Raw genomic sequence first — 26,245 nt, 5'->3', positions numbered from 1 at the left:
CGGTGTCCCCGGGAACCTAGTCATGGGCGGGCGAAAGGCAATGTATCGCCCCACGTTTTTTCACGCCCCGTCACCTGTGCGAGATATGGCGGTAATCCACTATGCAACCGCTATTCCCGGAGTCATAGGACTCGAACCCACTGGGCCGAAAAGGAGAGACCGATGATTTCCAAGCGTACGATGTTGGTGTCCATCGCGGCATTGAGTCTTGTTGCAAGTCTCGGAATTGCTGCCGCACAAGGCGTGACCATCAGCTCCGGCATGTTCGAAGGGGCGAGCAATCACGTCACCTCGGGCGCCGCGACGATTGTCGAAGACGGCGGCACGTACTTCGTCGAACTGGGCGAGGACTTCTCGCTAAACAACGGGCCCGATCCGAGAGTTGCGCTGGGCAAGGATGGCTATGATCCCGAAACTCAGCTCGGACCTCTGGCCTCGCTGACAGGGGCGCAGCGCTACGAGATTCCGGCGAGTATCGACGTGTCGAACTACAACGAGGTCTATATCTGGTGCGCAGCTGCCGACGTGCCGCTCGGTATCGCCAAGCTGCAGTGACCCCTTCGGCCCGGCCGATCAATCGGTCGGGCCCACCCCGTACCACGGCGGAAGTCGGCTCTTGCCAGGAAAGTCCGGAAGGGCGCGCATGAGAGCGGCGCGAAGCTGGACCCACCAGGTGCCCAGCAACGTGAAAAAGGCGCCGAGGATGATGAGGATCACGGCCCAGTCCTTCAGGCTGGCCGTTCCGTCGCCGGCGACTGCCCAGTAGATGAGCGCAGCGATGTAGACAATTCCCGCGGTCAGCATCGATCGCCGGTCGATGATTAAGGCGACAAGCGCGAAACCAAGAAGCGCGAGCGCGGTCGGCAGGATATTCGCGCCTCCGCCGCCGCCGTAGAGATTACCGGCGACCGTGTTCACAAGCGCGGCGCCAGCGAGGATGTGCAGCCAGAATGCAGTCGCCGCGTGGCGGCCGATGCGATAGCGGTCGCGAAGATCGAACCACATCGCACCGACGAAGGCCCCTATCCCGAAGACAAGCGAGGCCAGCGACAGGTCCGCCTGAGGCAGGAACGTGAGCGCCCAGTTGTCAACGTTCGTCAAGTCGCTGCCGGGGCGGTAGTGCGTGAAGAGCGCATAGATCGCCATCAGCGCGAAAAGCCCGAGGACGAACATCGAGAACGGCAGCTTGAAGCGCCGGAACCAGAGCGCAGTTGCGCCGACCGAAATGATGGATGCGGCGAAGGCGATACCCTTCAGCCCGAGCGACGACTGGGACAAGAAGGTCAGGGCAGAAACGTAGATTCCGCTGGAATAGGCACTCACCAGTACCATGGACGGCAGGTTCATCCGCCGGTTCAGAGTGAAGTACCTTGCCATCCACCATGCCATGGCCGCTATCATCGCCGGAATCGCGATAAGGATCGTGATGCCTCCGATGATGCTGAGCAGCAGCGCGACACCCCCGAGAAGGATCGCGAGTCCGATGGCGATGAAGATCTCGGCAAAGCCGCGGAAGAATTCGAACGGCTCGTCCTCGGCAGGAAGGCTCGCGCGCCTGCCGGCGCGGTCGTGGGCAAGGGCCGTGATGCCTGCTGCCTGCGCTTCGGTCACGATACCGGCGGCGACAGCGGCGCGCAGATCGTCTGCTCCGAAAGCGGTCTGGTCGTCAGGCACGGATGGTTTCCAACGTCAGGTTGCCGTTCGTGTAAACGCAGATTTCGGCGGCGATGGCCATTGCCTTCTTGGCGACGTCTTCGGCGGACAGATCGGTTTCCATCAGCCCGCGCGCCGCGGCCAGCGCGAAATTGCCGCCCGAGCCGATGGCGGCGACGTCATGTTCGGGTTCAAGCACATCGCCCGCGCCGGTCACGACGAGAAGCGTCTTGCCGTCGGTGACAATCAGCATGGCTTCGAGCTTCTGCAGATACTTGTCGGTTCGCCAGTCCTTGGCAAGCTCCACGCAGGCGCGAGTGAGCTGACCGGGCGCAGCCTCGAGTTTCTTCTCGAGGCGATCAAGCAGAGTGAAAGCATCCGCCGTCGAGCCCGCAAACCCGACGACAACGTCCTGTCCGCCGGGCGCGAGACGCCGGACCTTCTTCGCAGTGCCCTTGATGACAGTCTGACCCAGGCTCACCTGACCGTCGCCCGCCACCACCACCTCGCCGCCGCGCCGGACGCCGATGATCGTCGTGCCATGCCAGCCGGGAAATGTCTCGTCTGCCATCAAACCCTCCGTTCGTCCGGCCCTATATGGCCTTGCCGCCCACCGGCCGCAACCGGCGCAGCAAAAGGGCGCCCGAAGGCGCCCCGTGCTCGATGTGGAAGAACTGCCTCAGATCGCCGACTCGATCCAACTCTGAAGCGCCGCTTTCGGCGCTGCGCCGACCTTGTTCGAAACGATCTGCCCGTCCTTGAACATGAACAGTGCCGGAATGCCGCGCACGCCCATCTGCGCCGGCGAATCGGGGTTCTCGTCCACGTTAACCTTCACGATCTTCACCTTGCCTTCGAACTGAGCGGAAAGCTCTTCAAGCGCGGGGCCGATCTGCTTGCAGGGGCCGCACCATTCGGCCCAGAAGTCCACGACGACCGGGATCGGCGATTGGCGGACTTCGTTGTCAAAAGTGGCGTCGGTAACGGGAACGGTGGCCATGGGCAGTCTCCAGTGCGTGAAGCGTTGCGCGAAAGGTATGGTCGAGCCCGAACGGCGTCAAGGGATGGTAGTGGATCGAAGTGCCGCCCTCACGATATCGGGAGGCAGCGGCATGAGGCGTCCGGTCCGCGTCCAGAGGATCGCGGTCTCGATCGGGCGGTCGGGATAGATCTGGCCGAGCATCGCAGCGTAGGCCCCCATCTGCCTCAGAATGCCGTCCGGCACGTCTTCGGGCCGCGCCGGGACAATGGCGTTTGACTTGTAATCGACCGCGACGACCCGGTCTGCAGTCACGAGAAGCCGGTCGATCGTTCCATGCAGAACGCGACCGGACAACTCGGCGACGGGCGCCGCAATCTCCACCTCGGCTAGCGCCCCGGGGACGAGGAACGGATTCATGTCCTCGGACAGGAGCACGCCGCGCGCTTCCGCGAGCAGTTCGGCGGCATCATCCGGTCCGGCCGGGTCCTCTCCTGTGGCCAAAAGCGCCTCGGCCGTCGCAGGCCAGTCCGCTTCGCGCCAAAGCGGCAGATGCTCCAGCAGCGCATGAAGTCGCGTACCGCGCCGCTTCGCACTGTCTTCGTCGAGCCCCTCCTCGCCCGGCAACGCCTTTGCGCCGCCAAGGGCAGAGGGCGAAAGCGCCGTATCGGGCGCCGGCGGGGTTGGCGCGGGCGTCGCAATCCAGCCAGGAAGATCCTGCGCAGCCCTGGGCGCCACGCTCTCGACTTTCATCGGTGCAGGCCAGTTGCCGTGTTCGAGCCGAAGGCCCGGTCCGAACTCGAACTCGGACCCGTCCGGACTCCGCCGCGCTGCGCCTGCCTTCTCAAGCCCCGCCTCGACGAGACGGTACCAGCTCTCGGTTCCCTCCCCCATCTCGCCCGCGCCGCAGGTGATCAGCCAGACCTCTGCCCGTGTCATCGCCACATAAAGAAGGCGCATCCGCTCCTCCTCCTGCTGCATCTTCAAGGCTGCGCGTTCTTCGGCGATGATTTCGGGACTTTCATCGGTGCGGGTTCGCCAGACGGCCTGGTCGTTGATTCTGTAGATTTCCTCGCGAATGTCGTTGCGTGGCTTGGCCGTGTCAGGAAGGAAGACAACGGGCGCCTCGAGACCCTTCGCACCGTGCACGGTCATGACGCGGACCGCCTTCGAGGCGGAATCGAGCCTCCTTTTCACTTCGACGTCATCGGTTTCCATCCAAACGATGAAACCCGTCAGGCTTGGCACTTCGGATTGCTCGAATGCCAGGGCCTGGGCGAGAAGAGCATCGATCCCGTCCTCGGCTTCCTGTCCAAGCCGACCGATGAGCCGACGCCGCCCGTCGTGCCGTGTGAGCAGCCGCTCGATCAGGTCGTAAGGCCTGAGGAAATCCGCCTGGCCCCGGAGATCGTCGAGAATGCGAAGGGTTTCCGCATGTTCCTGCGATTTCTCTCGCAGTGCAGACCAGAGATACACCCCTTCGCCCCTACCCTGCGCCAAGCTGTAAAGCTGCCCCTCGCTCCAGCCGAAAAGCGGCGATCTCAGCGCGGCGGCGAGCGACAGATCGTCCTCGGGCGTTGCGAGGAAGTTCATGAGCGCCGCGATGTCGCGCACAGCGAGTTCTCCGCCCAGTCGCAAGCGGTCCGCGCCGGCGATCTCAAGTCCCGCCGCCTTACAAGCGCGGATGATTTCGTGAAACAGCTCCGACCGGCGCTGGACGAGGATCACGATGTCGCCTTCGTCAAGTGTCTTCTCGCCGTCGCGGGTCGAAATACGGGTGCCGGCATCGATCATCCGGCGTATTTCGACCGCGATCCGGTTTGCGAGGATCACGGTGTGATGATCGTCGGGCAAAAGGTCGACCGGATCGAACCACTCCCTCTCTTCAGGCTTCTCCGCCCTTGGCACGGCTTCCCAAAGGTCGACGCGGCCGGGCAGGTCCGTGCGGAAGGCCACATGTTTCAGCGGCCCCCCAAGTCCACGATTGACACGTTCGTCGAAGGTCAGATCGACGGCTTTCAGAATTGCCTCGGACGAGCGGAAGGAATGCGTGAGTAGACGCTCCTGAAAAGGCGTCGCAATACCCTCATACTTAGCCCGAAAATGGTCGCGCATGGCCTCGAAAGCGCGCAGGTCGGCACCCTGGAAAGAGTAGATTGACTGCTTCATGTCGCCGACGACGAAAACCGTCCGTTCTTTTCCCCCCGCGCCCTCGCCTGCCGTAAACTCCTCCGCCAGTCGCTCGATGACCTTCCATTGCTGCGGACTCGTATCCTGCGCCTCGTCGACGAGAATGTGGTCGATCCCGCCGTCGAGCTTGTAGAGAACCCAGGAGGTCGCCAGCCGGTCGGACAATAGCGCCGCAGACCGTGTGATGAGGTCGTCGAAGTCGAGCCTGCCGGACCGCGCTTTGCGCTCCTCGTAAAGCGGCAGGAAGACGCGGGCGAAGCGATGAAGAGCATAGGTCCGCTCGGCGGCAGTGAGCGAGTAGAGCTTATCTTGAGCTTCCGCCACGCGCGCCATCAGCGCGTGGAACTCGCCGAGCAGTGGCCCAAGCGCCTCCTGCGCCTTCTTCGTGGGGACGCTGGCGGTCTTGGCCTCCGCCCGGAAGCGTCCGTCCTTGCGGTAAAGGAAGACCTCGCGAAGCGCGTAGAATGCTTCTTCAGGCCGCAAGCATGGCTCGATGTTCCGCAACGTCGCAGCAAGCTCGACCATCGTCTTGCTTTGCAACTCAAGGATCGGCGCCACCTCGTCGATCAGCGCGGATTCGCCGCCCTCGAAAGCGGACTTGTAGGCCGCTTTGTCATCAAAACCCTCACTTAAACTGAACATGGCGAGAGCTTCACTGCGTGAAAGTTCCTCGGAAAAATAGTCTCTGTTTCGGCAGATTTCGCCCAGAAATGGCATCAGGTCCTCGGATAGGCCATGCGTGGCCAGAGCATCAAACACCGTGGCGTCCGGTCCCGCCGCGATTTCCTCGACGATGTCCTGGCGCATCAGCCGCGCGGCGCGATCGTCGAGTTCGGAAAAGTTCGGAGAAACCCGCGCTTCGAGCGGGAAGCGGCGCAGGATAGCGGCGCAGAACGAATGGATCGTTTGGATCTTCAGCCCTCCCGGCGTCTCGATCGCGCGCGCAAAGAGCCTGCGGGCCCCCGCCAGTGTCTCCGCATTGATACGATCTTCGACTCCGAGGTCACGCAGTGCTTCGTTCAACTCTGACTCCGGCAGCATTGCCCAGTTGCCCAGCCGGTCGAACAGGCGGTTCTGCATCTCGCTGGCCGCTGCCTTGGTGTAGGTGAGGCACAGAATGCGCTGAGGTTCTGTCCCGCCGAGCAGAAGCCGTGCCACCCGGTCGATCAGCACGCGTGTCTTGCCGGACCCGGCATTGGCCGACAGCCAGATTGACTGCGCCGGATCGGCGGCGCGGATCTGGTTTTGGCTCGCGTCGTTGCGGTTCAACCGACGTCCTCCGGTTCGGATTTGTCGCCTGCCATCCATTCGCCGAAACGTGCGAGGTGGTCGTAGTCGCCGCGATGGCGGATTTCGAACACCGCGCGGCGGGAGATGTAACCGGTCTGCGGCTGGCCGTACCTGCCGATCAGCCGGTGCAGTTCCACCCATGTCTGCTCTACCAGCCCGTCGCCCTCGATGCCCGGCCGCTCGCCGCCGTCACCACCGAGATGGATGTAGGTGGTGCCTGCCACCTCCCTTGGACCAAGCTCAGCGAAGGCGCCACGTTCCGCCATCGCCGCTTCTAGCAGGAGTTGCTTGTCGAAGACCCGCTGTTTTTTGTCTGAGGGTGGCGCACCGGTCTTATAGTCGAAGATATGCACACGGCCGTCATTGAGAAGATCGATCCGGTCCGGCTTGGCAATCAACGTGAAAACCAAATTCTCAAGTGAAATAGAGCCTTTTTCTTCAAGAAGAAACGGCACGCCAAGCTCCTGGCGCGCGAGCTCGGACGTCAGAAATGTGTCGGCAATCCGCGAAAGGCGGCTCAGCCACAATCGCTGGGCGCTGGGCCAGGGAATGTCCTCGGCGAGCTTCGCCTGTGCCAGCGCCAACAGCCGCGCGCGCGCTTCGGCGAGGCCTTCACTCGCGGGGCGATCGCGGATGAAAGACTCGACGATTTCGTGCAACACCTTTCCGCGCAGCCGCGCGTCAGGCGCTGCACGTAGCGGGTCGAGCGGACGGAGGCGCAGGATGCGCTCAGCATAGACCGCGTAGGGGTCGCGAATCAGTTGCTGAATCGCGGTTACCGGAAGCGCTGTCGGACGTGCTTCGATTGGCGGGCGCGGGGCGGGGCGGGGCGCCTTCTTCGCCCGGTGTTCCCGACACGGCAGATCGACGGCTCGCCCGATTTCGAGCCACGCTTTGCCGCGCGCGCGCATCAAAGCCAGCGCTTCCGTGCCCCCTGAGACAGGCAGGCCGTTCAGGAGATTGGTAAGCCGGACAAGCCAGCGCGACGGGACGGTCTGCGCTTCGGCGTCGCGGATGGCGCGGGACAGGATCACCCGGCGCGCGCCGGCGGCCTGCTGAAAGTCGTGTGCGGATAGACCGACACGCCGTTCGGGCAACAGAAGACCCGCCTTCAGCCTCATCTGCCGCGAGAGCCAGGGATCCGGAGCAGGGTTTTCCGGCCAGACCCCATCGTTGAGGCCCGCGAGAATCACGAGGTCCGCGCCTTGGACGCGCGCCTCGAGCCTTCCCCAGATCATGATGTTCGGATGCGTGCGCTCGGTGCGCCGGACAGATCCGTCGCGAAGCAGAGCACCGACCAGATCGGCATATTCGTGCGGCCGAAACGTGCCGCCGTGGCTAGCCTCCCGCCGGATTTCCTCCATCTTGGCGCGCGCGGCGCGTCCTGCCTCCTTGCGCCAAAGCTTGCTTGCCGAACGCTGGCCCCCAGGTCCCGCCGCAAGGTCTTCGCAAAGCGTCAAATGCGTTTCTGCTATTTCGGGCAGTGGCCGTTCACCGACACCCTCGACAGCCCAGAACACCTGGCCGAGCCACTCTGCCCAAGTGATGCGCTCCCCCTCGCCATGCGCCTTCGCCCAGACCATCAGATCTCCAGGCGTCGGGAAAGCGGGTCCATAGCGTCGCAGTCGCAATTCCAGATCTCGGGTGAAACGCAAATGGTCGCCGCGCGTATCCGCGCCGGTTGACGTAAGCGGATGCTTCAGAAGCACGAGCAGCGCCTCGGTTGAAAGACGAGCGCCGAGAAGCTCTGCCGTATGGCGCAGAAATCGCCCCGGCGCCGATTGCGATAGCGGCTCGCCCGCGCTGTCGTCGGGAACGATGCCCCAGCGGTCGAGCGCCGCGGCGACCCGCCGCGTCAGCATCCGATCCGGCGTGATCAGAGCGGCCGTGCAGCCTGTTTCTGCCGCATCGCGCAGGCAGACGGCGATGGCCTGCGCCTCCTCTCGCGGAGATCCGGCCTCAATCAGCGTCAGTCCCTGGACCATCGGAGTGAGCGCGCCGAGAGCGGCGCCATCCTCAATCCATTGGTCAGTCACAGGCGCAGGCCTTAGCGCGAGCGAGATGAGCCGGTTCCGCGCCGGATCGGGCGCAGTGTCGTCCGACCATATGCGAATAGAATCGGGCGTCGTTCCCATCCGCCTAGTCAGGTGCAGGAAGCGGTATTGCGGATGATCCTCGCCCGGTATCGGCCCCGACGATAGGCTGTCCCAGGCTCTCTGCGGCATCTCGAAATCGACGCCCGGCAGAACGACCGCGCCTTGAGGCAAGTTCGCGACCGCTCGCATGAACGCCGCCGTCGCCCCGCGCGATCCGGTGGAGCCGGCCACGATAACAGGATCGGTCACGGGTTCATCAGTCCAGCGTCGCGCCAAGGATTCGATCACCTGGCGTTGGCGTGCTTCTACATCGGGTGGGGCGTCCAGTCCGAAGTAGGGCGCGACGATCCGAAGAAATGCCAGGCTGCGTTCCCAGTGAGCGGCGTGGTTCTCTGCAACCTCGGAGGCCTCGAACGCGTCGGGACTGACGCCTTCGCCGTGCATCTCGTCGATCAGCCGTGCAAGACTGTCGGCTAAGTCATAGATGGTGGTGTCAGCGGCGATATCTGGCTCATGCACCACCAGGCGCTTGATGAGCCTTGAAAGTTGTAGCCGCCGCCGCAGCGGCGGTACGGCAGCCGGAAGACCGGCCATCGGGTCCCGGCCCAGGTCTGTCACGAGCCGCAGCCGCGGCAAGAAGCGCGCGCCGTGAGCGTCGAAGGCGGTGCGGACACTTCGAAGCATGCGCGCAGAATTGACGTAGAGCGTGACGCGGGCCGTCGCCTCGGCTGCCGCCCCATCCATGCGTTCGACAATTCCGCGGACGACCGCGCGCGGAAAGTCGGTCCCCGGCGGCATGCCGAAAAGCCGCGGGCTGTCCTGCGGCTCAAACATTGCCGCCCTCCCGAATAAGCGTTTCGGCAAGAGCAATCGACTCGGGCCGTCCGACGTCGCACCAGTGCCCCTGATGTACGATGCCGAAGAGCCGCCCTTCGGCCAGCATCCGATCCCAAAGTACGTTGAGCGAAAAGGCGGTCTCTTCGATTGCAGCGAGCCCCGCGGGATTGAGGATCTGCGCCCCGGTGTACACGAACGCCCGGCCACGTGTCAGTCGGCCATGGCGGCTTAGATCGAAGTCACCTGCTCCAACGTGACCGATCGCGCTGTCCTTCGGCACGAGCAATAGCAGCGCATCCATCGATGCCGGATCCCAGGCAGCACGAAGTTCGCCTAGCGGATTGGCGCCGGTCCAGACCGCGTCGGTATTGAGTGTGAATACAGGCCCCGGCCCGAGGACCGGCAACGCATTTTTCAGCCCGCCACCGGTTTCTAGAACCGTCTCTGTTTCGTCCGAAAACAAGAGATCGCTGCGATCTGCAAGATGCGCGCGAATCTGCTCTGGCAGATAGTGGAGATTGATTACGATCCGGCCAATCCCCGCCGCATCCGCCTGCATCAGCGCATGGTCGAGCAATGGCCGCCCCGCAACCTCTACCAACGGCTTCGGCCGCGAGGCCGAAAGCGCGCCCATCCGGGTGCCAAGCCCGGCGGCAAACAGCATCAGGGCGTCGGGTGCTTGCCGCATTGATCCTCGATCCTGCGAATGCGCTCGGGCGTGGGTTCAGGAAGCCCCTCGCTCACCGCTGCGGCCAACCGCTCCAGCGACTTATGGGCGAGATTGCGCATGAGGTAACGCCAGACACGCGGAATGTGGGCGAGATAGCGCGGCTTTCCGCGATGCAAGGAGAGGCGCGCGAATATCCCGATGATGCGAAGCGCGCGCTGCGCGCCTAGCAGGGAATAGATTGCGCCGAAGCGTTCGGGATCCTCCCCGTTGGCTTCGACATAGCGGCCGACCATATTCAGTTCGATCTCTTCCGGCACATCGCGGCGGGCGTCCTGAAGAAGCGAGACGAGATCATAGGCGGGATGCGCCGCCACTGCGTCCTGGAAGTCCAGAAGCCCAAGCCGAGCCAAGCCGGTTCGGTCCGGTAGCCAGATCAGGTTCTCCGAGTGGAAATCGCGAAGCGACGTGATCAGCGGACCGGTTGAGATCCGCTCGTACTCCGCCTCGACCACTTCCGGCAACGCGTTTGCAGCGCTGTTCTGCGCCTCTCCAACTCCGGGCAGGTACCATCGCGGTACCAGTGCGACGAGCGCCCCGAGCGCCGCGCCGTCAAGTGGTTTGACGAATTCGGGGGTGGAGTGGCGGCGCAGATCGCTCAAGAAGTCGGTTGCGGCGGAGTAGAATTGCGGCTGACGTCTGGGATCGTCCTCGATTAAGCGCGCGATCAGCGCATCGCCCAAGTCCTCGAGAAGTAGCAACCCGTAGACGTGATCTTCCGCCAATAGGGCAGGAGGCGAGTAGCAGCGCTCGCGCAGCCACGTCGCCATCCGTGCAAAGTCGCGGGTGCTCGCGCCGCTATCCGGAGGAGCGATCATGAGTACCGCGCTTTCGCCGTTCTGCACCAGGCGCTCGTACCGGCGCGTAGATGCGTCTCCGGCGAGCGCCTGCCGCTCCGCGCAGCCCCAGCCCGCATGCGACAGGAAGGCCGCGCAGCGCTCCGTCACCTCAGTCATCCAGTTCTCCGGCCATGTTCGAAAGTCCGGCAATAACGGGGTGCCAGCGGGGCGCCGTCGATGAAAGCTGCGCTTCGCGCGCTTCTCCGGCGGAATCTGGGACGAGCGACAAGGTGAGCGCATCGGAAGGTGCGCGATCGCCTAACCTGTCGGGCCATTCGACAAGGCAGATCGCGGTCTCGAACGCCTCATCAAGACCAAGCTCGGCGAGATCGTCGGACAAGCCGAGCCGATAGAGATCGCAGTGCCATATCTCGATACCGTCCAAATCGTAGGTCTGGACGAGAGTGAACGTTGGCGAGGGGATGTCTTCCGCACGACCGAGCGCTGCCAGGCGCGCGGTGATGAGGCTGCGACAGAAGTGAGACTTTCCCGCCCCGATCGGCCCTTGAACAAGTATGACGTCTCCTGATCGGAGTTCCGGCGACAGACGTTCTGCAAGAGCAGCAGTGGCTGCCGCGTTCGGCAGCGTCAGTGACAGCGCGGAATCTCTGGCGGTGGCTTGCATAGCGCGACATTTACCGCTCCGGGTCGGAACCGCAAGGCGCATCACGGCTGGTTGGTCAGACCTGCTCGCGCTCCGCCGTCGCCGGCACTGCCAGCCGCCGCCTTCTTGGCGCGCGTCGAAGTTGCGGGCGCCCTGCATCGCGCCGTTCGAACCCGACCAGGCTCGCGCCGCCCGGGAGCGGGGCGCAGCGGCACGTGAGGACATCACCGCACAACAGCCTCACGTCCGAAGACCACTCCGCCCGCTCTGTGAGGTCGGAGACGAAGTCGCGAACCTCACCGAAGACCGGGTTCGGCAAGGCTGTCCCCTGCCAGATCCGCATGGAATCCACGATGGAGATTGTGCCGAGCGTGGCGTCCGGATCGATCTCCCAGAGGGCATCATAGGAGGTGTTCGACATGATGAGTTCGCCGGCAGGTGAAAACACGGCCATGGCTTCGTCCAGCGTGTCGACGACTGACTGACCGAGCTCGATCTCCGAACGGAAATGGCGCGTCAGCGTGATTTCGGCGGTGATGTCCTCGATCAGAAATGCCACGGCGCCGTCGGGATGCGGACGTCCGATAACCCTGTAGGTCTGGCCCGAGGGGAGTGTCCAGGTCTCTTCGTAAAGGCCGCTTTCGGCAGCCTTCTCAAGCTCCAGCATCTGCTGTCGCCACCCCTGGTAGTCCTTCGGCTCGGGGATCACACGAGCCTCGCGAAGCCGGTCGAGGAACGCGAAGAGCGTAGGCCGCGCCGACAGGAATTCCGCGCCGATCGAGGTCAGATCCACGAGTGCGGGATTGAAAAGAGCGAGTTTGCGCTGTCGGTCGAAGATCGCAAGACCGATGGGCAGATGAGCGAAGGTTTTTGTGAGCGTCTGAATGAATTCGCGAAGTGCGGTTTCAGCCCTGACTTCCCCATCGGCGGGAAGCGCGAAATTCAGACGGTCGCTGCCGGCTGGCAAACTGTGCAGCTCATACCAGCGCGCACAGGTCTCGGGTTGGCCTTCGAGTTTTGCGCGCCTCGGCTTGTCCGGCTCCCTTGCCGCTTTCGAAAAGAGTTTCGGCACAGGCCAGGTGAGTTCGTCTTCCATCAGGCCGCGGGTATCGACTACGCAGTCGAGGTAAGCGGTGTTGGCCCAACACACCGCGCCATCCGCATCCGTGCGCCAGACCAGGAGCGGCGCCGACCCGAGCGTTTCGCGTAGCGCGCTCAGTTCTTCCTTCTGGGCGCGGAGGCAGAGGCTGTCGACGAGGACGCTCTGACCCTCAGCAGATAGATCCGTCAGCGTCAGTCGCGCGACCCGGCCGAGCCATTCCGCACGAAGCGTCAGGCCCGTTCCGGCCTTGCCCTCGAGCTCGATTTCGCCCTTGTCGGCGAGCGTCGCGATTTCTGCTTCGAAATTCGGAATACGCTGCGAAAGGTAGGCTGCAAGCTTGCTCCATTCCGATCCCGGCGCGTGGATCGTATCGAGAAGTGTGCGCGCGGCGCCGGTGGCGTCCAGAAGTTCACGCTCCTCGAAAAGAAACATGGCCTGTTCCTGAGGTGCGGCGAGAGAGGCCAATGTCGGTTTCGCGCGCCTCCGCGCGGGCATGACTGAGAGGAGTAGCAAGGCCGCAAGCGCGGCAGTGAGAGAAGTTGCAACGAGAACTGCCGCAAGCACGAGCGGAGAAACCATGTCAAATCCATTACCTTACGGGGTCTGCGCACCTTGATGGCAAACTTCATCTATAGAGTTAACGTGTCGTTAACTTCGCAACCTTTTGGCGAAATTTAGACGAATGGTTAACAGCCTATCCAAGAACAGGCTGATTGTCTCCAAGTCCGCCCGTTTTCGCCACCATTTCGATTTGGTCGCGGGGCCAGACGACCTCGATATTGGCGCCTGAACGATCGGGCCGCTCTTCCTCTGAAAGAAAGGGATCGGCGCCGTTCCGGAAACTGAGTATGGCGCCGGTACGCTCAAGGAGCGTTTTCGCAATGAAGAGACCCAACCCCATGCCTTCATATTCCGGGCGCCTCACTTGACCGTCTTCGCGCTTGCGCCGAAACAGCGGATCACCAATTCGGCCTATCATTTGCGGCGGAAAGCCGTCGCCGTCATCCGCGATCGTCACAGCAAGCGACCGATCGGTCCAACTCGCGTCGATCCAGACGTTTCCGTGGGCGAAATCGACCGCATTCTGAATAAGGTTGCGAAGTCCGTGCACGATTTCGGGCTTACGGGCGATGGTGGGTTGACTGCCGTCACGCGCCGGTTCGTCGTGAAGCCGAAAGTGCAGCGCCTTGCCTCGGTTCAGATGCGGTTCCGCAGCCTCGCGGATCACGGCGGCAAATGGTGCGGAGCGGAGATGTAGGTCGTCCTTTCCGGCCCGGCCCATCGAGCGCAGAATATCGCGGCAGCGGTCGGCTTGCTGACGTATAAGCTCCGCATCGGCCTGTAAGTCGGAATCTTCGGCGAGCTCAGCGGCGAGCTCGGTGCTCACGAGTTTGATCGTGGCGAGCGGCGTACCGAGCTCATGCGCGGCAGCGGCAATTACGCCGCCCAGATCCGTCAATTTCTGCTCGCGCGCAAGCGCCGCCTGCGTCGCGAAAAGGGCTGCACCCATAGAGTGGATCTCGGACGCGACACGCCGGGCGTAGAGCCCCAGGAAAACCACACCGATCACGATGGCGAGCCAAAAGCCGAAGCCGAAGATGGGCGGCACGCTGATCTCCGCACCGTCTTTCAGTCGAAGCGGCAGGTGGATAAACGCGAGGATCGTCACGAGAGTGATCGTTGCGGCCCCGAGGAAGACGGTCGCGCGGGTCTGAAGCGCCGTCGCGGCGATGGTCGCAGGTGCGAGAATTAGAAGCGCGAAGGGATTGTTAAGCCCCCCCGTGAGGAACAGAAGCAGCGCGAGTTGTGATGTATCGAACAACAGCGTGAGCATCGCCTCGGTTTCGGTCAGCCGCTTGCTTCCGGGATACACGAGAGCGGAGAAAAAGTTCACCGCCACCGCAGCGCCGACAACAAGCAGGCAGAGAACCAGATCGAGATCGACATCGTAGTAGGTTGAGGCGACCAAGATCGCGACGACCTGACCGGAGATTGCCATCCATCTGAGAAGGACAAGCGTCCGCAGCCTGACCCATTCGCTATGCGCTATATGGGCGCCGATCTCCGCGCCCTCACTTTGGATGTCAGTCCCGGGGGCCGGCGTTGTCATGGCGGGTCCTGTTGTCGCATTCGGGCGGTTCCGATTGATAGTCGGCCCCGAATGCGCGATCAATGCCGCCGACCGGGAAGGAGGAAATTCATGGCCGTTTCGGTAAGAAGCTACTCGATCGCGGCGACCTCGGTGGTGGCGATTGCCCTGATCGCCATTTACTCGATTTCGCGCAACGGCGTAGTCGATCAGTTTTCGGATTGCCGGACCACACGGATGGCAGCCGGCGGCACGGTCATTGGTGGCACTTTCACACTGACAGATGAAAACGGGCAAAGCGTCACGGACAAGGATATCATTACCAAGCCGACCCTTCTCTATTTCGGCTACACGTTCTGCCCGGACGTTTGCCCCATGGACACGGCGCGGAACGCCGAAGCGGTGGATGCATTGGAAGAGCAGGGCTACGACGTAACTCCGGTCATTATCTCCGTAGACCCGACACGCGACACGCCCGAAGTCCTCAAAGAATGGACGGATTACATTCACCCGCGGATGATCGGTCTGACCGGCACGCCCGATCAGATAGCGGACGTGGCGAAAACCTACCGAACATACTACAAGGTGCCCGAGAGCCCCGAGGACGAATACTATCTCGTTGATCACGCGACACATACATATCTCATGCTTCCCGATCACGGCTTCGTCGAGTTCTTCTCTCGCGACACGACACCGGAAGTAATCGCCGAACGTGCAGCCTGCTTCATAGACGCCGCCGCGAGCTAGTTTGACCCCCGCGCTCATTGGTCATAAATCTGAGTAAGTCTGAAGCAGGAAACTCGCATGTCTGACGGCGATAGCGACGAAATCGGCCCGGATCGAAGCCTTCTGCTGGTCGATGACGACGCACCATTCGTAAATCGACTTGCCCGGGCGATGGAAAAACGCGGTTTCGAACCCGTGACTGCCGAGACAGTCGCGGAAGGGCGCCGCATCGCCCAGACGCGCCCGCCTGCTTATGCGGTCGTCGACCTGAGGCTCGGTGACGGCAATGGCCTTGACGTCGTAGAGGTGCTGCATGAGCGTCGGCCAGATTGCCGTGTCGTCGTTCTGACCGGCTACGGCGCGATTGCAACGGCGGTCGCGGCTGTCAAGATCGGAGCGGTCGACTATCTGTCCAAGCCTGCCGACGCGAACGATGTGACAAATGCGCTCCTCGCTCGGGGAGACGCACTACCGCCACCACCCGATAATCCGATGTCTGCAGACCGTGTGCGCTGGGAACACATTCAGCGGGTCTATGAATTGTGCGACCGCAATATTTCGGAAACCGCAAGGCGACTGAGCATGCATCGGCGCACGCTGCAGCGGATTTTAGCCAAGAGAAGCCCAAAATAAATAGACTATCCTGTATTTTAGGACAGGGGTCGATCTTGCAAACCCGTGCGCGACGTTATTACTTGCGCTTCATGGGGTAGGATTGAAAGGAAAGTAACCGTGAAGATTGATCTCGATACACTGTCCCTCAAGGACCTGAAGGATCTTCAGAAGCGCGTAACCCGTAAAATCAGCGACTTTGAAGAGCGAAAGAAACGTGAAGCCTTGGCGGCAGTCGAAGAGAAAGCCAAGGCGATGGGATACTCACTGAACGAACTGGTCGGCGCCTCAGCTGTCAAAAAGCGCAGGCCGGCAAAGCCCAAATATGCCAATCCTGCCAACAAGTCTGAAACCTGGACCGGCCGGGGCCGCAGGCCGCGCTGGGTCGAAGCTGCTCTGAAATCGGGCAAGACCCTCGAAGATGTCGCGATCTAGACAGCTTTCAGAAGCCACCGGATGACGGTTCGGGCAGCCGCCCGGACCGACCCTTTCGGTGTCACGATGAAGTAGCCGGGCCCCTCCTCATCGGCCTCGAATGCGAGGCGCAGGTTGCCCGCGGCAAGGTCGTGCTCCACCAAGGCGGTCGCGCTCAGATGAAGCCCATAGCCTTGGCGCGCTGCGGCAAGCGCCAGTTCTTCGTTCCCAAACTCAGTGATGGAGAGCATGTCGGGGTCAAGGCCCGTGCAACAGATAATCCAGCTCCGCTGTTCGGGCCAATGTTCCTCCAGGATCCAGGGAAGCCCCGCCATTTCGGCGGGCGAGAGATTTTCGCGCCCCTCGAACAGGGCCGGCGCACCCACGACGACATAGCGAGCTGACGTCAGATATCGCGCCTCGACGCCGGGCCACTCTCCCATCCCGAACCGTATCCCGAAATCGATGCGTTCGCGCCTGAGGTCTAGCACATTGGGATCGGGCCTGAGCGACACTGCAATGTCGGGGTGATCAGCCCATAGCCTGCCAAGCCGCGGCATTAGCCAGTTGTTGGCGAAAGCCGGTGTGAGCGTGATCGTTACCGGCAGGCTCTCGGCGCCAATCCTGAGGTCGTCCACGGCCGACTGAATGGCGCCAAAACTTTCGGTGAGAGCCGCGGCAAGCGCTGCTCCTTCCGACGACAGTGCCAGGTTTCGGCCGCTTCTCGTAACCAGCGGTACTCCGAGCGCCGCCTCGAGCGCACGAACCTGCTGCGCGACGGCGGCATGCGTAACGTTGAGCGACCGCGCCGCAGCGCTGAAGCCGCCCAAACGCGACGTCGCCTCGAACGCCCGCAACGCTGGCAGCGGTGGCAGATGAAGCCAGTCGATGTCAGGCATATGATAGTTTAGCTAACAAGTCTGAAACCCTTCTGACTCAGAAAAATAACAAACATCTTCTATCTTCGATACATCGCTCTTAGCAGGAGGACTATCATATGTTAAGCATTCTTGCAGATACCTACCGCATCGCGACGCTCATGCCGACCACGCGTCACGACACCGGACGTCGGCCCGATCCTTGCCATGATCGCCGCCGCCGTCGCAGCTGGCTATCTCTGGCTGGGCTGCACCTCTAGGCAATGGCGGCCTGCATGAGCCGGGAATGCGTTGCCAGAAACTCCGCGCGCGCCTCGACGGGTGCGCGCGGGCGTATCCTGGCCCCTCGCACCAGCGCTTCGTCCGGCGCACCAAAGAAGCGGTCCGCCTCTGCTCGGCTAAAGCCCGCGATCTGGATTGCTTCCAGCCAAGCCGAAATGCGGTCAGCCCGCTTGATTCCTTTCTTGATCGCGGCGGGAAGCTGCGCGGGCAGTCCGAAGCGCAGATGAATTGCCGCCGCGAGCCGATCATCGAGCGCGCCGTAACCCGGCCCAACCGCCGCCTTCACCGGACTGATCATGTCGCCGATCACATATTCCGGCGCGTCGTGGAGAAGGGCGGCAAGCTGCCAGCGCGCCGCGATCCCCGGATTTGCGCGGGAAAAAAGCTGTTCGACCAGCAGCGAATGCTCCGCCACTGAGTAGGGCCAATCGCCGACGGTCTGACCGTTCCAGCGGGCGACGAAGGCCAGGCCATGGGCGATATCCTCGATCTCGATATCCATCGGCGTCGGATCGAGAAGATCGAGCCTGCGGCCCGAAAGCATGCGTTGCCAAGCGCGTGGCTGCTTTGGTGGCATTCCAGGTTCCCTTCCTTGTTCCTCGCCTCGCAATCGCTGACGCGAACGTGTCAGAGAGTTAATGGCAAAAGCCGGATCGCGCCACCAAGTCTGAAGGTACCTACAACCTGCGGGCAGCCGATCCGACAGGCGGCGCCCCTACACGAAAGGACGACGCCGTGTTCAAACGAACCTTCACCTTAGCTCTCGTTCTCGGCGCGGCCGCTCTCGCCCCGCCGTCCCATGCGCAACAAATCCTTCCCTGCTTCGAACGCGGTCACCTAATCGAAAAGCTCGCGGGTGGATACGGCGAGCGCCAGACCGGCGCCGGCCTGAGCGGGCCGCAGCAACTTGTCGAGCTTTGGAGTTCTTCCGAAACCGGCAGCTTCACAATCGTGCTGACGCAGCCCGATGGGAGAAGCTGCGTTCTGGCCACTGGCACGAGCTGGCAAATGAAGCGCAACAGCGAGGCTGAGCGGGTCTCCGGCTGATACCCGTGACGAGGTCGCCACCCGGTGGCAAACCTGCCCAAACTATCGTGTATTGAGGCACAACTCGCCTTAGTTTCGAGGTGCGCCTGTTCCCCCACTTGCTCTGCATGATGCACCGCGAAGGCGGCGGCCATACTGAGATTCCCGGAGTCTTGGCGGAACCTGACAGATTGCCGCCCGACCCGCGCAATGCTATCTGGGCGGCAACGGAATTCATCGGGAGCACGGCTCATGCCGAAAGACTATGTCGTCAGGGATATCGCTCTGGCCGCCTATGGCCGCAAGGAGCTCGACATCGCCGAAACCGAGATGCCGGGGCTCATGGCCCTGCGCGAGGAATTCGGTGCCACCAAGCCGCTGACAGGTGCCCGGATCGCCGGCAGTCTGCACATGACAGTCCAGACCGCGGTCCTCATCGAGACTCTGAAGGTGCTTGGCGCGGACATTCGGTGGGCGTCATGCAACATATTCTCCACCCAGGATCACGCCGCCGCCGCGATCGCCGAGAGCGGCGTCCCGGTCTTCGCCATAAAGGGCGAGACGCTTGAAGACTACTGGGCCTATACCGACAAAATCTTCCAGTTCGAGGAAGGCACGGCGAACATGATCCTCGACGATGGCGGGGACGCGACGCTTTACATCCTCATGGGCGCGCGGGTTGAGAATGGCGAAACGGACCTGATCGAGACACCAACCTCGGAGGAAGAGGTCTGCCTTTTCAACCAGATCAAGAAACGACTGAAGGAAAGCCCCGGCTGGTTCACAAGACAACGGGATGCGATCAAGGGTGTGAGCGAGGAAACCACAACCGGCGTGCACAGGCTATACGACCTGCACAAAAAGGGCCTGCTGCCCTTTCCGGCGATCAATGTGAACGACTCCGTCACCAAGTCAAAATTCGACAACAAGTACGGCTGCAAGGAAAGTCTTGTCGACGGAATTCGCCGCGCGACTGACACGATGATGGCCGGCAAGGTCGCCGTCGTCTGCGGCTACGGTGACGTGGGCAAAGGCTCTGCCGCCTCGCTTCGCGGCGCGGGCGCTCGCGTGAAGATCACCGAGATCGACCCGATCTGCGCGCTGCAGGCGGCTATGGACGGCTACGAAGTCGTCGTGCTGGAAGATGTCGTCCGGGACGCGGACATCTTCATTACCACGACCGGCAACAAGGACGTCATCCGGATCGAGCACATGCGCGAGATGAAGGACATGGCGATCGTCGGAAACATCGGCCATTTCGACAACGAGATTCAGGTCACCTCGCTCAAGAACCACAAATGGACCAACGTCAAGGACCAGGTGGACATGATCGAGATGCCGTCCGGGAACCGGATCATTCTTCTTTCTGAAGGGCGGCTGCTGAATCTCGGGAACGCCACCGGCCACCCCTCGTTCGTGATGTCCGCGTCTTTCACCAATCAAGTGCTGGCGCAGATCGAGCTTTGGACCAAGGGCAAGGACTACAAGCCGGGGGTCTATATCCTGCCCAAGCATCTCGATGAGAAGGTCGCACGACTGCATCTTAAGAAGATCGGGGTCAAGCTGACCGAGCTGCGGCTGGATCAAGCGGATTACATCGGGGTGACAGTCGATGGACCGTACAAGTCCGATCACTACCGCTACTGAATAGTGGCCTTCGGCCGGGCGAATTGAAACCGCGTCCGGCCGGCCCCTGCCGTTGGACATGGGCAAAAGCGGCGGATTTTCCCCTGCAATTCTGCACGCGGGTGAGTTTTTCTTTGCCCGGTTGCGGAAATCAACTTAGTTTCCGCGCGGGGGGATGCGGGCGTCGTATGCCTCATGCAGTCTTAACAGGGATAGTGGAGTAATACCCATGGGCAAGAGAGACGAGTTGATCGCGAGATATGCCGACGATCTGAGGACAAAGTGCGGCATGACGCCGAACATGGACCTTCTGACCAAAGTGACGATCGGCTGCGGTCCGTCGATCTACGACGCCGATGCCTCGACCGTCGCTGGCAGCCAGGAATCCGAGCTCGAGACGGTCAAGAAGAACTTCCTGATCAAGAAGCTGGGCCTCAGCGATGGCCCTCAACTCATGGCCGCGATCAATTCCGCCATCGAGACCTACGGCCGGGCCGAGCGCAACAAGTACCGCGCCGTCATTTACTACATGCTGGTCAAGCACTTCGGCAAGGAGTCCGTCTATCGCTGACGGCCGTGATTGCGGGGCGCCCGGGCCACGCTGGGCGTCCGATTGACCGAGTTAACGAACAGTTTCGACAAGCGTTTGATTTTGAACGACATTTTCACTAGAGATCGCTTGCCAGAATCGAGGTCAGCGCCTAGCGTGATCTCAACAGGCCAGGACGGCCGAGACCTTTTCAGTTTCACACGGTGCAGGGGTGCACACGGGGTGGCGAAGGGTCCCGGCCGGGCGGTCGGGGCCCTTTGTATCGTCTAGAACAGCCCCAGGACCGCTCCGATGATCGAGCTCCCGAGAACGGCATAGCCGCCATCGATATAGGTCAACATCTTTGGCCGGTCCGAATAGGCGTAGTTGGTTACGATCCAAGGCAGCGCAATGAACGCGCCCAGTCCGAATCCCCCGACGAGCCCGGCGCCGAAGCTATCGATTCCCGACATTCCGAACACGTGGCGCATCATGCCGGCCACGACCAGCATCGCCACACCGGCCTTTACGAAAGGCGCCATGCTCTTGTTTGCGGGCTTGCCCTCTGCGTCGACCGCGATGCCCGAGGCGTCGACCCACTGCTTGGACAAGCTCATGTACCAGAAGGCGCCAAAGCCATATCCCGCCGCCGCCGCCACAATCACGCTGATGAGTTCCATATCGTATCCCCGCGCACATTATTATCGGGCGGCATGATGCCGCACCTCTGCCGTGTGGTCTACAGGCCGCCGAGCTCGCAGACGATCTTCCATTCACTCTCGGTCACTGGCTGCACTGACAGACGTGTATTCTTCACCAGTACCATTTCTGTCAGGCGCGGATCGGACTTGATCTCATCAAGCGTGACCGGGCGCGGAAACGGCTTCACCGCGCGGATGTCGACGCAGTCCCAGCGCGGATCGTCAGTCGTGCTGTCCGGGTGACTTTCGGCGCATACCTCGACGATGCCGACAATCTCCTTCCCCACATTGGAGTGATAGAAGAAGCCGCGATCGCCGATCTTCATCGCACGCATGTTGTTGCGCGCCTGGTAGTTGCGGACACCGTTCCATTCCTCACCCGCGTCGCCCTTGGCAACCTGCTGGTCCCAGCCCCAAGCGTCGGGTTCCGATTTGAAAAGCCAGTATGACATCAGCCGATCACCTTCTTCAAATCCATGACAGTCACGCTATCGAACAGCCCTGGCGCCGTGTAGGGGGCGCCCGCCACCCAGCCCTCCGCGTCGGCGGTGCTGTCCGCGTCGAGGGCCATCACCGACCCCCGCATTCCTCCGTCCGCGATCGGCGGGCTCGTCATGCGCACGATGCCGGTCTGTTCGATGCGGTTCAAATGGGCGGTGCGTGTGCCAAGCGGCGTCTGCGATTGTTCTGGCTTAGCGTGGCGCATCAAGGTGAAGAGCATGGCTATTCCTTCCTGAGTGGGCGCGACAGAAGTTGCGACATGGCGTCGCTTATCGAAATCTTCCGGTCGACAAGCGCCGCGACCATGGCCGCTATCGGCATCTCAAGATCGAGCGTTTTGGCTAAGATAGAGACCGCTTTAGCAGTTGCAGCGCCCTCCACGGTCGTTTGGGGATCGAACTTCTCGGCCGCGCCCAACGCGCGGCCGTAGCGGAAGTTGCGCGAGCCATCAGACGTGCAGGTCAGCACCAAGTCGCCAAATCCCGACAGCCCAGCCAGCGTCTCGCTCTGGGCGCCAAGCCGTATCGCAAGGCGGTTCATCTCGGCGAAGCCCCGGGTCATCAACGCCGCGCGCGCGCTGTCGCCGAGGCCCGCCCCGACCACCACGCCTGCGGCGATCGCGATCACATTCTTCAGCGCGCCGCCCAGCTCCGCGCCCCGCACATCGCTACTGAGGTAGAGGCGGAGGACCGGTGTGGAGAGAGCCTCTTGCAGCGCGGCACCCGTGCGATCGTCGCGGCAGGCAAGCGTCAGCGCCGTTGGAAGCCCCCGCGCAATGTCGGCGGCAAAGCTCGGCCCGGTCAACACCGCAATCTGTGCCTCTGGGCAGGCCGCGCTGATGATATCCGTCGCGCCGCGTTGGGTCGCGAGATCGATCCCCTTGGCGCAACTCACGAGGATGCGACCGTTCAGCGTTGCCGAATGAAAGGTCAGGAATCCCGCCAGCTGCTGCATCGGAACCGTCAGGAGAACGATCTCGGAAGCCACCGTCCCGATCTCGGATGTGATCGCCAATCGAGCGGGGAAGCGAACGCCTGGAAGCCTTCGCTCATTCTGCCGATCGCGGCTCATCAGGCGGACGACATCGGTGTCGCGCGCCCAAAGCGTGACATCGGCGTCGTGACGCGCCAGCGCAATGGCGAGCGCCGTGCCGAAAGCGCCCGCGCCGAGGACGGCAACACTCATGCCTTTGCCCCCTTTTTCCCACCGCCGATCAGCGAACGCTTCGAGGGATCGAGCGGCCAGCGCGGCCGCGCCACGAGTTCGGCCTCGTCGACCAAGCCTAGGCGAAAGTGCTCGATTCCCGCCCAGGCGATCATGGCGGCATTGTCGGTACAAAGTGCAAGAGGCGGAGCAACGAAGTGAACGGCAGCATTCGTGCAAACAGTCTCTAGTATGCCACGAATTGTCTGATTTGCTGCGACACCTCCTGCCACCGCAAGGACAGGTTGTGCGGGTGCAAGCGCGATGTATTCGCTGATCGCACGCCGCGATTTCTCTGCGAGCACATCTGCGACGGCGGCTTGAAATCCTGCTGCAAGATCGGCGCGATCCTGCTCCGTCAGGCCGCCTTTTTCGGCGACCACCGCGTTGCGCGCTCTGAGAAGTGCGGTTTTCAGCCCCGAGAACGACATATCGCAGCCCGGCCGATCTAGAAGCGGACGCGGAAAGTCGAAGCGTGCTGGATCTCCTCCGAGCGCCGCCGATTCGACCGACGGCCCGCCCGGCTGCGGCAGGCCAAGCAGTTTGGCGGTCTTGTCGAAGGCCTCGCCCGGCGCGTCATCAATCGTCCCGCCAAGCCGCGAGAAGCTGTTCGGCCCCTCGACGATTACGAACTGGCAGTGCCCGCCCGAGACAAGCAGCATGAGATAGGGAAAGTCGAGCGCATCGGTCAGTCGCGGCGTAAGCGCATGGCCCGCGAGGTGGTTAATCCCGAGCAGCGGCAGGCCGCTCCCCGCCGCGAGGCCCTTGGCGCACATCACCCCCGCGATCACCCCGCCGATCAGTCCCGGTCCAGCCGTGACAGCGATGGCGTCGAGGCTGTCGAGCGACAATCCGGCGGTCTTCAGTGCTTCTTCGACGCAGAGATCGATCTTCTCGGCATGAGCGCGCGCCGCGATTTCCGGCACGACGCCACCAAAGGGCGCGTGCAGGCCGGTCTGGCCGTATACAACGGAGGACAGGATCTCCGCCCGCCCACCGCTATCGCGCACGACGGCCGCTGCGGTGTCGTCGCAGCTTGATTCCACGCCGAGGATTGTGATCGTGTTGCCCATGCCGCGGTCGGTTGTGACTGCCATATCCGGCAGGTAGCACCGGCGGACAAGCCGTACAATCCCGAGGACACCATTGAAGCCGACCCGTGCCACCCTGCTCCTGACCCGGCCTGAAGCGCAGTCGCAGCGTTTCGCCGAGGCGTTTCGCGAGCGGTTCGGAGCGGACTGGCCGATTGTCATCTCACCTCTCATGCGAATTGCCTATCTCGACCCCGGCGATTTGCCCGAGCATGAGTTCGACCTGATATTCACTTCGGAGAACGCAGTTGCAGGTTATGCGCGTCTGATCAATCGGCGGGCAGGGACCGCCTGGTGCGTCGGACGGCGCACGGAAGATGCCGCATTGCGTTGCGGCTTCCGGACCCGCGTTGGACCAGGCAATGCCGCCGGCCTCGTCGAGGCGATCCGGCGCGATTATGCGGGGCGTCCATTTCTATGGCCGCGCGCAGTCCACGCAGCGAGAAATATCGCGACGGAGCTCAGTTCCGCTGGAATAGAGACAATTCCAGTCGTCGTTTATGATCAGCAATCGTGTGAACCGACGCCAGAGGCCCTGCGCCTCACCCAGCGCGATGCGCCGATCCTTCTGCCGCTTTTTTCGCCGCGCGCAGCAATAATTGCTGCGGCAGCCTTTCCAGACCCCGCCGCCGCACTCTTCATAGCGGCGATGAGTCCTGCGGTCGCCCGCGCCGCCGACAAAATACCGGCCAGACGCCTCGTTGTCGCCGAACAGCCGGATGACCCGTCCATGCTCGCGGCCCTCGGCGCGCTTGCCCGCCCGGATAAGACGGCTTGAGGCGCCGCGCCTAGGCAACTAGATTGAACTGACCGGGGCTGCCCGGTCGCATGAGTTTGATGCTGTGGAGGCGAAGTTTTCAGTGGCCAGATCCCGCAAGACCGACTCCGATAAGCGAACAGAATCGGCCCAATTGCCGGAAAGCGAACAATCCGAAGAGTTCAAGAGCGAGATGGAGGATGTCGGTGCCGCTTTGAGCGTAGCCGATGACTTCAAAGCCGAAACGAACGCCGAAACGGGGTTCGACTCCAAACCGGCGGAGGGTGCCGCTACCGACGGCTCTGAAGCCGAAGCGATTGCCGAATCTGATCCGTCCATCGATCCGGTGGAAGGCGGCGCGTCGGAACCGGAAACCGTCACTGAGCAAGAGACGCCGGACGAACCTCGCGCCACGGCGCCCGCCGAACGCCCCCGGCGGGGCGGGTTCGTTCCCGTGGTTCTTGGCGGTGTCATTGCGGCCGGATTGGGCTTCGGTGCCGCGACATACGTAATGCCTGATCTTCTCAGACCAGAGGCTCCGAGCGACGAGCTGAACGCCTTGAATGAACGACTCTCGGTGCAGGACGGCCGCATATCGGAACTGCTTCAGGACGTCGCCGCATTGAAGTCCGAACTGGCAGACAAGGTGACCGAAGGCGTAGTTACCGAACGAACCGATGCGCTTGACGCACGGATCGCCGACTTACAAGGCGCGCTTGGCTCGATCGAGGCGCGCCTGGGCGATCAGTCCGGAGCGCTGGACGATGTGGGGGCACGGCTTGTCGAGCTGGAGAAACGTCCCGCTGCCAGCGGCGCGGCCTCGGCCAGCGCGCTCGAGGCATTCGGGCGCGAGATGGAGGCGATGCGCGAAGAGATCGCCGACCAGCGCGCGACGGCTGACGAGGCACAGAAAGCTATCGAGAATGCCGCGCAAGCCGCATCCGAGCAGATGGCCGCGATCGCGGATGAGGCCGAGCGGTTGCGCCAGGAAGCGGCCGAAACAGCAACGTCGGCCGCCGCCCGTGCCGCGCTGAGCCGGCTGCGCTCGGCCCTCGACAGCGGTGCGGCACTCGACCCCGCGCTGGCCGATCTGAAAGCGACCGGAGTAGAGATACAGCCGGCATTGGCAGAGCAATCCCAGGGTGTGCCTACGGAGGCGGCGCTTCGCGAGGCGTTTGCCCCGGCCGCGCGCGATGCGCTCAGTGTATCGCTGAAAGAAACCGTCGAGGGGGGTGCGTGGGACCGGCTCGGCGCCTTTGTGCGCAGTCAGACCGGCGCGCGGTCGCTTAGCCCAAGGGCGGGCGATGACCCCGATGCGGTCCTGTCACGGGCCGAGGCGGCGCTGAAGGCGGGAGACCTGGCCTTGGCCGTAGCTGAAATTGAGGCCTTGCCACCGGATGGCCAGGCCCGGATGGCCGAGTGGGTAGCGCTCGCCCAACGCCGCATGGATGCGGTGGAAGCTGTGAATGAAATCAGCCGCGCGATGGAGTAAC

The 26,245-nt window shown here is 62.7% G+C and carries 26 protein-coding genes; 9 read left to right on the top strand and 17 right to left on the bottom strand.

The features are described 5' to 3' along the window. The first annotated feature begins 162 nt into the window (after positions 1-162). Complete coding sequence (locus DEA8626_RS12770) at positions 163-555, top strand: DM13 domain-containing protein (RefSeq protein ID WP_108853625.1); 393 nt, start codon at positions 163-165, stop codon at positions 553-555. 18 nt (positions 556-573) lie between these two features. Here the strand turns inward: DEA8626_RS12770 and DEA8626_RS12765 are convergent, their stop codons facing one another. The 10 genes from DEA8626_RS12765 to regB form a co-directional block, all read right to left on the bottom strand. Beyond that, a complete protein-coding gene (locus tag DEA8626_RS12765) occupies positions 574-1,674 on the bottom strand; it encodes a hypothetical protein (RefSeq protein ID WP_108853624.1) in 1,101 nt (366 codons plus the stop codon). Further along, positions 1,667-2,224, bottom strand: a complete 558-nt coding sequence (hslV, locus tag DEA8626_RS12760) for an ATP-dependent protease subunit HslV (RefSeq protein ID WP_108853623.1) — start codon at positions 2,222-2,224, stop codon at positions 1,667-1,669. Before hslV ends, DEA8626_RS12765 begins: the two co-directional genes overlap by 8 nt. Before the next feature lie 108 nt (positions 2,225-2,332). Then, positions 2,333-2,653 carry a thioredoxin gene (gene trxA / locus DEA8626_RS12755; RefSeq protein WP_108853622.1) on the bottom strand — a complete coding sequence of 107 codons (321 nt, stop codon included), beginning with the start codon at positions 2,651-2,653 and terminating at the stop codon, positions 2,333-2,335. Between the two features lie 57 nt (positions 2,654-2,710). Next, on the bottom strand, positions 2,711-6,130 hold the full coding sequence (addA, locus tag DEA8626_RS12750) for a double-strand break repair helicase AddA (RefSeq protein ID WP_108853621.1): 3,420 nt from the start codon (positions 6,128-6,130) through the stop codon (positions 2,711-2,713). After that, positions 6,088-9,042, bottom strand: coding sequence for a double-strand break repair protein AddB (gene addB, locus DEA8626_RS12745; RefSeq protein WP_108853620.1), 2,955 nt, complete (start codon positions 9,040-9,042; stop codon positions 6,088-6,090). The genes addA and addB overlap by 43 nt, the downstream gene beginning before the upstream one ends. Further along, positions 9,035-9,733, bottom strand: coding sequence for a nucleotidyltransferase family protein (locus DEA8626_RS12740; RefSeq protein ID WP_108853619.1), 699 nt, complete (start codon positions 9,731-9,733; stop codon positions 9,035-9,037). Before DEA8626_RS12740 ends, addB begins: the two co-directional genes overlap by 8 nt. Beyond that, positions 9,709-10,728 (bottom strand): aminoglycoside phosphotransferase family protein, encoded by a 1,020-nt coding sequence (locus DEA8626_RS12735; protein ID WP_108853618.1) that lies wholly within the window; start codon positions 10,726-10,728, stop codon positions 9,709-9,711. The genes DEA8626_RS12740 and DEA8626_RS12735 overlap by 25 nt, the downstream gene beginning before the upstream one ends. Then, a complete protein-coding gene (tsaE, locus tag DEA8626_RS12730) occupies positions 10,721-11,236 on the bottom strand; it encodes a tRNA (adenosine(37)-N6)-threonylcarbamoyltransferase complex ATPase subunit type 1 TsaE (protein ID WP_108853617.1) in 516 nt (171 codons plus the stop codon). The genes DEA8626_RS12735 and tsaE overlap by 8 nt, the downstream gene beginning before the upstream one ends. Before the next feature lie 55 nt (positions 11,237-11,291). Further along, positions 11,292-12,749, bottom strand: a complete 1,458-nt coding sequence (locus DEA8626_RS12725; protein WP_245890856.1) for a PAS-domain containing protein — start codon at positions 12,747-12,749, stop codon at positions 11,292-11,294. Between the two features lie 262 nt (positions 12,750-13,011). Further along, complete coding sequence (gene regB, locus DEA8626_RS12720; protein ID WP_108853615.1) at positions 13,012-14,427, bottom strand: sensor histidine kinase RegB; 1,416 nt, start codon at positions 14,425-14,427, stop codon at positions 13,012-13,014. A 90-nt stretch (positions 14,428-14,517) separates the two neighbouring features. Here regB and DEA8626_RS12715 point away from each other — a divergent pair, with 90 nt between their 5' ends. From DEA8626_RS12715 to DEA8626_RS12705, 3 genes are all read left to right on the top strand, one after another. Further along, positions 14,518-15,153: an SCO family protein gene (locus DEA8626_RS12715; RefSeq protein ID WP_108853614.1), complete on the top strand. Its 636-nt coding sequence runs from the start codon at positions 14,518-14,520 to the stop codon at positions 15,151-15,153. Positions 15,154-15,210: 57 nt separating this feature from the next. Continuing rightward, positions 15,211-15,765 carry an ActR/PrrA/RegA family redox response regulator transcription factor gene (locus tag DEA8626_RS12710; RefSeq protein WP_108853613.1) on the top strand — a complete coding sequence of 185 codons (555 nt, stop codon included), beginning with the start codon at positions 15,211-15,213 and terminating at the stop codon, positions 15,763-15,765. A 99-nt stretch (positions 15,766-15,864) separates the two neighbouring features. Then, positions 15,865-16,179, top strand: coding sequence for an H-NS histone family protein (locus DEA8626_RS12705; protein WP_108853612.1), 315 nt, complete (start codon positions 15,865-15,867; stop codon positions 16,177-16,179). Here the strand turns inward: DEA8626_RS12705 and DEA8626_RS12700 are convergent. Further along, positions 16,176-17,057 (bottom strand): LysR family transcriptional regulator, encoded by an 882-nt coding sequence (locus DEA8626_RS12700; RefSeq protein WP_108853611.1) that lies wholly within the window; start codon positions 17,055-17,057, stop codon positions 16,176-16,178. The two genes, DEA8626_RS12705 and DEA8626_RS12700, sit on opposite strands and share 4 nt — an antisense overlap. Positions 17,058-17,292: 235 nt before the next feature. Beyond that, complete coding sequence (locus DEA8626_RS12695) at positions 17,293-17,862, bottom strand: HD domain-containing protein (RefSeq protein WP_438502436.1); 570 nt, start codon at positions 17,860-17,862, stop codon at positions 17,293-17,295. 191 nt (positions 17,863-18,053) lie between these two features. Between DEA8626_RS12695 and DEA8626_RS12690 the strand changes: the two genes are divergently transcribed. From DEA8626_RS12690 to DEA8626_RS12680, 3 genes are all read left to right on the top strand, one after another. After that, positions 18,054-18,365, top strand: a complete 312-nt coding sequence (locus DEA8626_RS12690; protein WP_108853609.1) for a hypothetical protein — start codon at positions 18,054-18,056, stop codon at positions 18,363-18,365. 231 nt (positions 18,366-18,596) lie between these two features. Next, the gene (gene ahcY, locus DEA8626_RS12685) at positions 18,597-19,991 is read left to right on the top strand and encodes an adenosylhomocysteinase (protein WP_108853608.1); all 1,395 of its coding nucleotides are present in this window, start codon (positions 18,597-18,599) and stop codon (positions 19,989-19,991) included. Between the two features lie 208 nt (positions 19,992-20,199). Further along, on the top strand, positions 20,200-20,541 hold the full coding sequence (locus DEA8626_RS12680) for a DUF2853 family protein (protein ID WP_108853607.1): 342 nt from the start codon (positions 20,200-20,202) through the stop codon (positions 20,539-20,541). A gap of 245 nt (positions 20,542-20,786) precedes the next feature. Here the strand turns inward: DEA8626_RS12680 and DEA8626_RS12675 are convergent, their stop codons facing one another. Genes DEA8626_RS12675 through tsaD form a run of 5 tightly spaced genes read right to left on the bottom strand, consistent with a single transcriptional unit; the run spans position 20,787 to position 23,977 of the window. Then, a complete protein-coding gene (locus DEA8626_RS12675; protein ID WP_108853606.1) occupies positions 20,787-21,179 on the bottom strand; it encodes a DUF1761 domain-containing protein in 393 nt (130 codons plus the stop codon). Between the two features lie 59 nt (positions 21,180-21,238). After that, the gene (locus DEA8626_RS12670) at positions 21,239-21,652 is read right to left on the bottom strand and encodes an EVE domain-containing protein (protein ID WP_108853605.1); all 414 of its coding nucleotides are present in this window, start codon (positions 21,650-21,652) and stop codon (positions 21,239-21,241) included. Next, positions 21,652-21,921, bottom strand: coding sequence for a YciI family protein (locus tag DEA8626_RS12665; protein ID WP_108853604.1), 270 nt, complete (start codon positions 21,919-21,921; stop codon positions 21,652-21,654). The genes DEA8626_RS12670 and DEA8626_RS12665 overlap by 1 nt, the downstream gene beginning before the upstream one ends. 2 nt (positions 21,922-21,923) lie before the next feature. Continuing rightward, positions 21,924-22,886: an NAD(P)H-dependent glycerol-3-phosphate dehydrogenase gene (locus DEA8626_RS12660; RefSeq protein WP_108853603.1), complete on the bottom strand. Its 963-nt coding sequence runs from the start codon at positions 22,884-22,886 to the stop codon at positions 21,924-21,926. Further along, entirely contained in the window at positions 22,883-23,977 is a 1,095-nt protein-coding gene (gene tsaD, locus DEA8626_RS12655) for a tRNA (adenosine(37)-N6)-threonylcarbamoyltransferase complex transferase subunit TsaD (RefSeq protein WP_108854045.1), read from the bottom strand. The genes DEA8626_RS12660 and tsaD overlap by 4 nt, the downstream gene beginning before the upstream one ends. 73 nt (positions 23,978-24,050) lie before the next feature. On the opposite strand from tsaD, the gene DEA8626_RS12650 reads away from it, so the two are divergent. Together DEA8626_RS12650 and DEA8626_RS12645 are read left to right on the top strand one after the other, a co-directional pair. Next, on the top strand, positions 24,051-24,773 hold the full coding sequence (locus DEA8626_RS12650) for a uroporphyrinogen-III synthase (protein ID WP_108853602.1): 723 nt from the start codon (positions 24,051-24,053) through the stop codon (positions 24,771-24,773). 133 nt (positions 24,774-24,906) lie between these two features. Continuing rightward, positions 24,907-26,244, top strand: coding sequence for a COG4223 family protein (locus DEA8626_RS12645; RefSeq protein ID WP_108853601.1), 1,338 nt, complete (start codon positions 24,907-24,909; stop codon positions 26,242-26,244). The last annotated feature ends 1 nt before the right edge of the window (position 26,245 follow it).

This window comes from Defluviimonas aquaemixtae, assembly GCF_900302475.1.
In the GTDB taxonomy this organism is placed as follows: domain Bacteria; phylum Pseudomonadota; class Alphaproteobacteria; order Rhodobacterales; family Rhodobacteraceae; genus Albidovulum; species Albidovulum aquaemixtae.
This window is presented reverse-complemented; position numbering and strand designations above follow the sequence as displayed.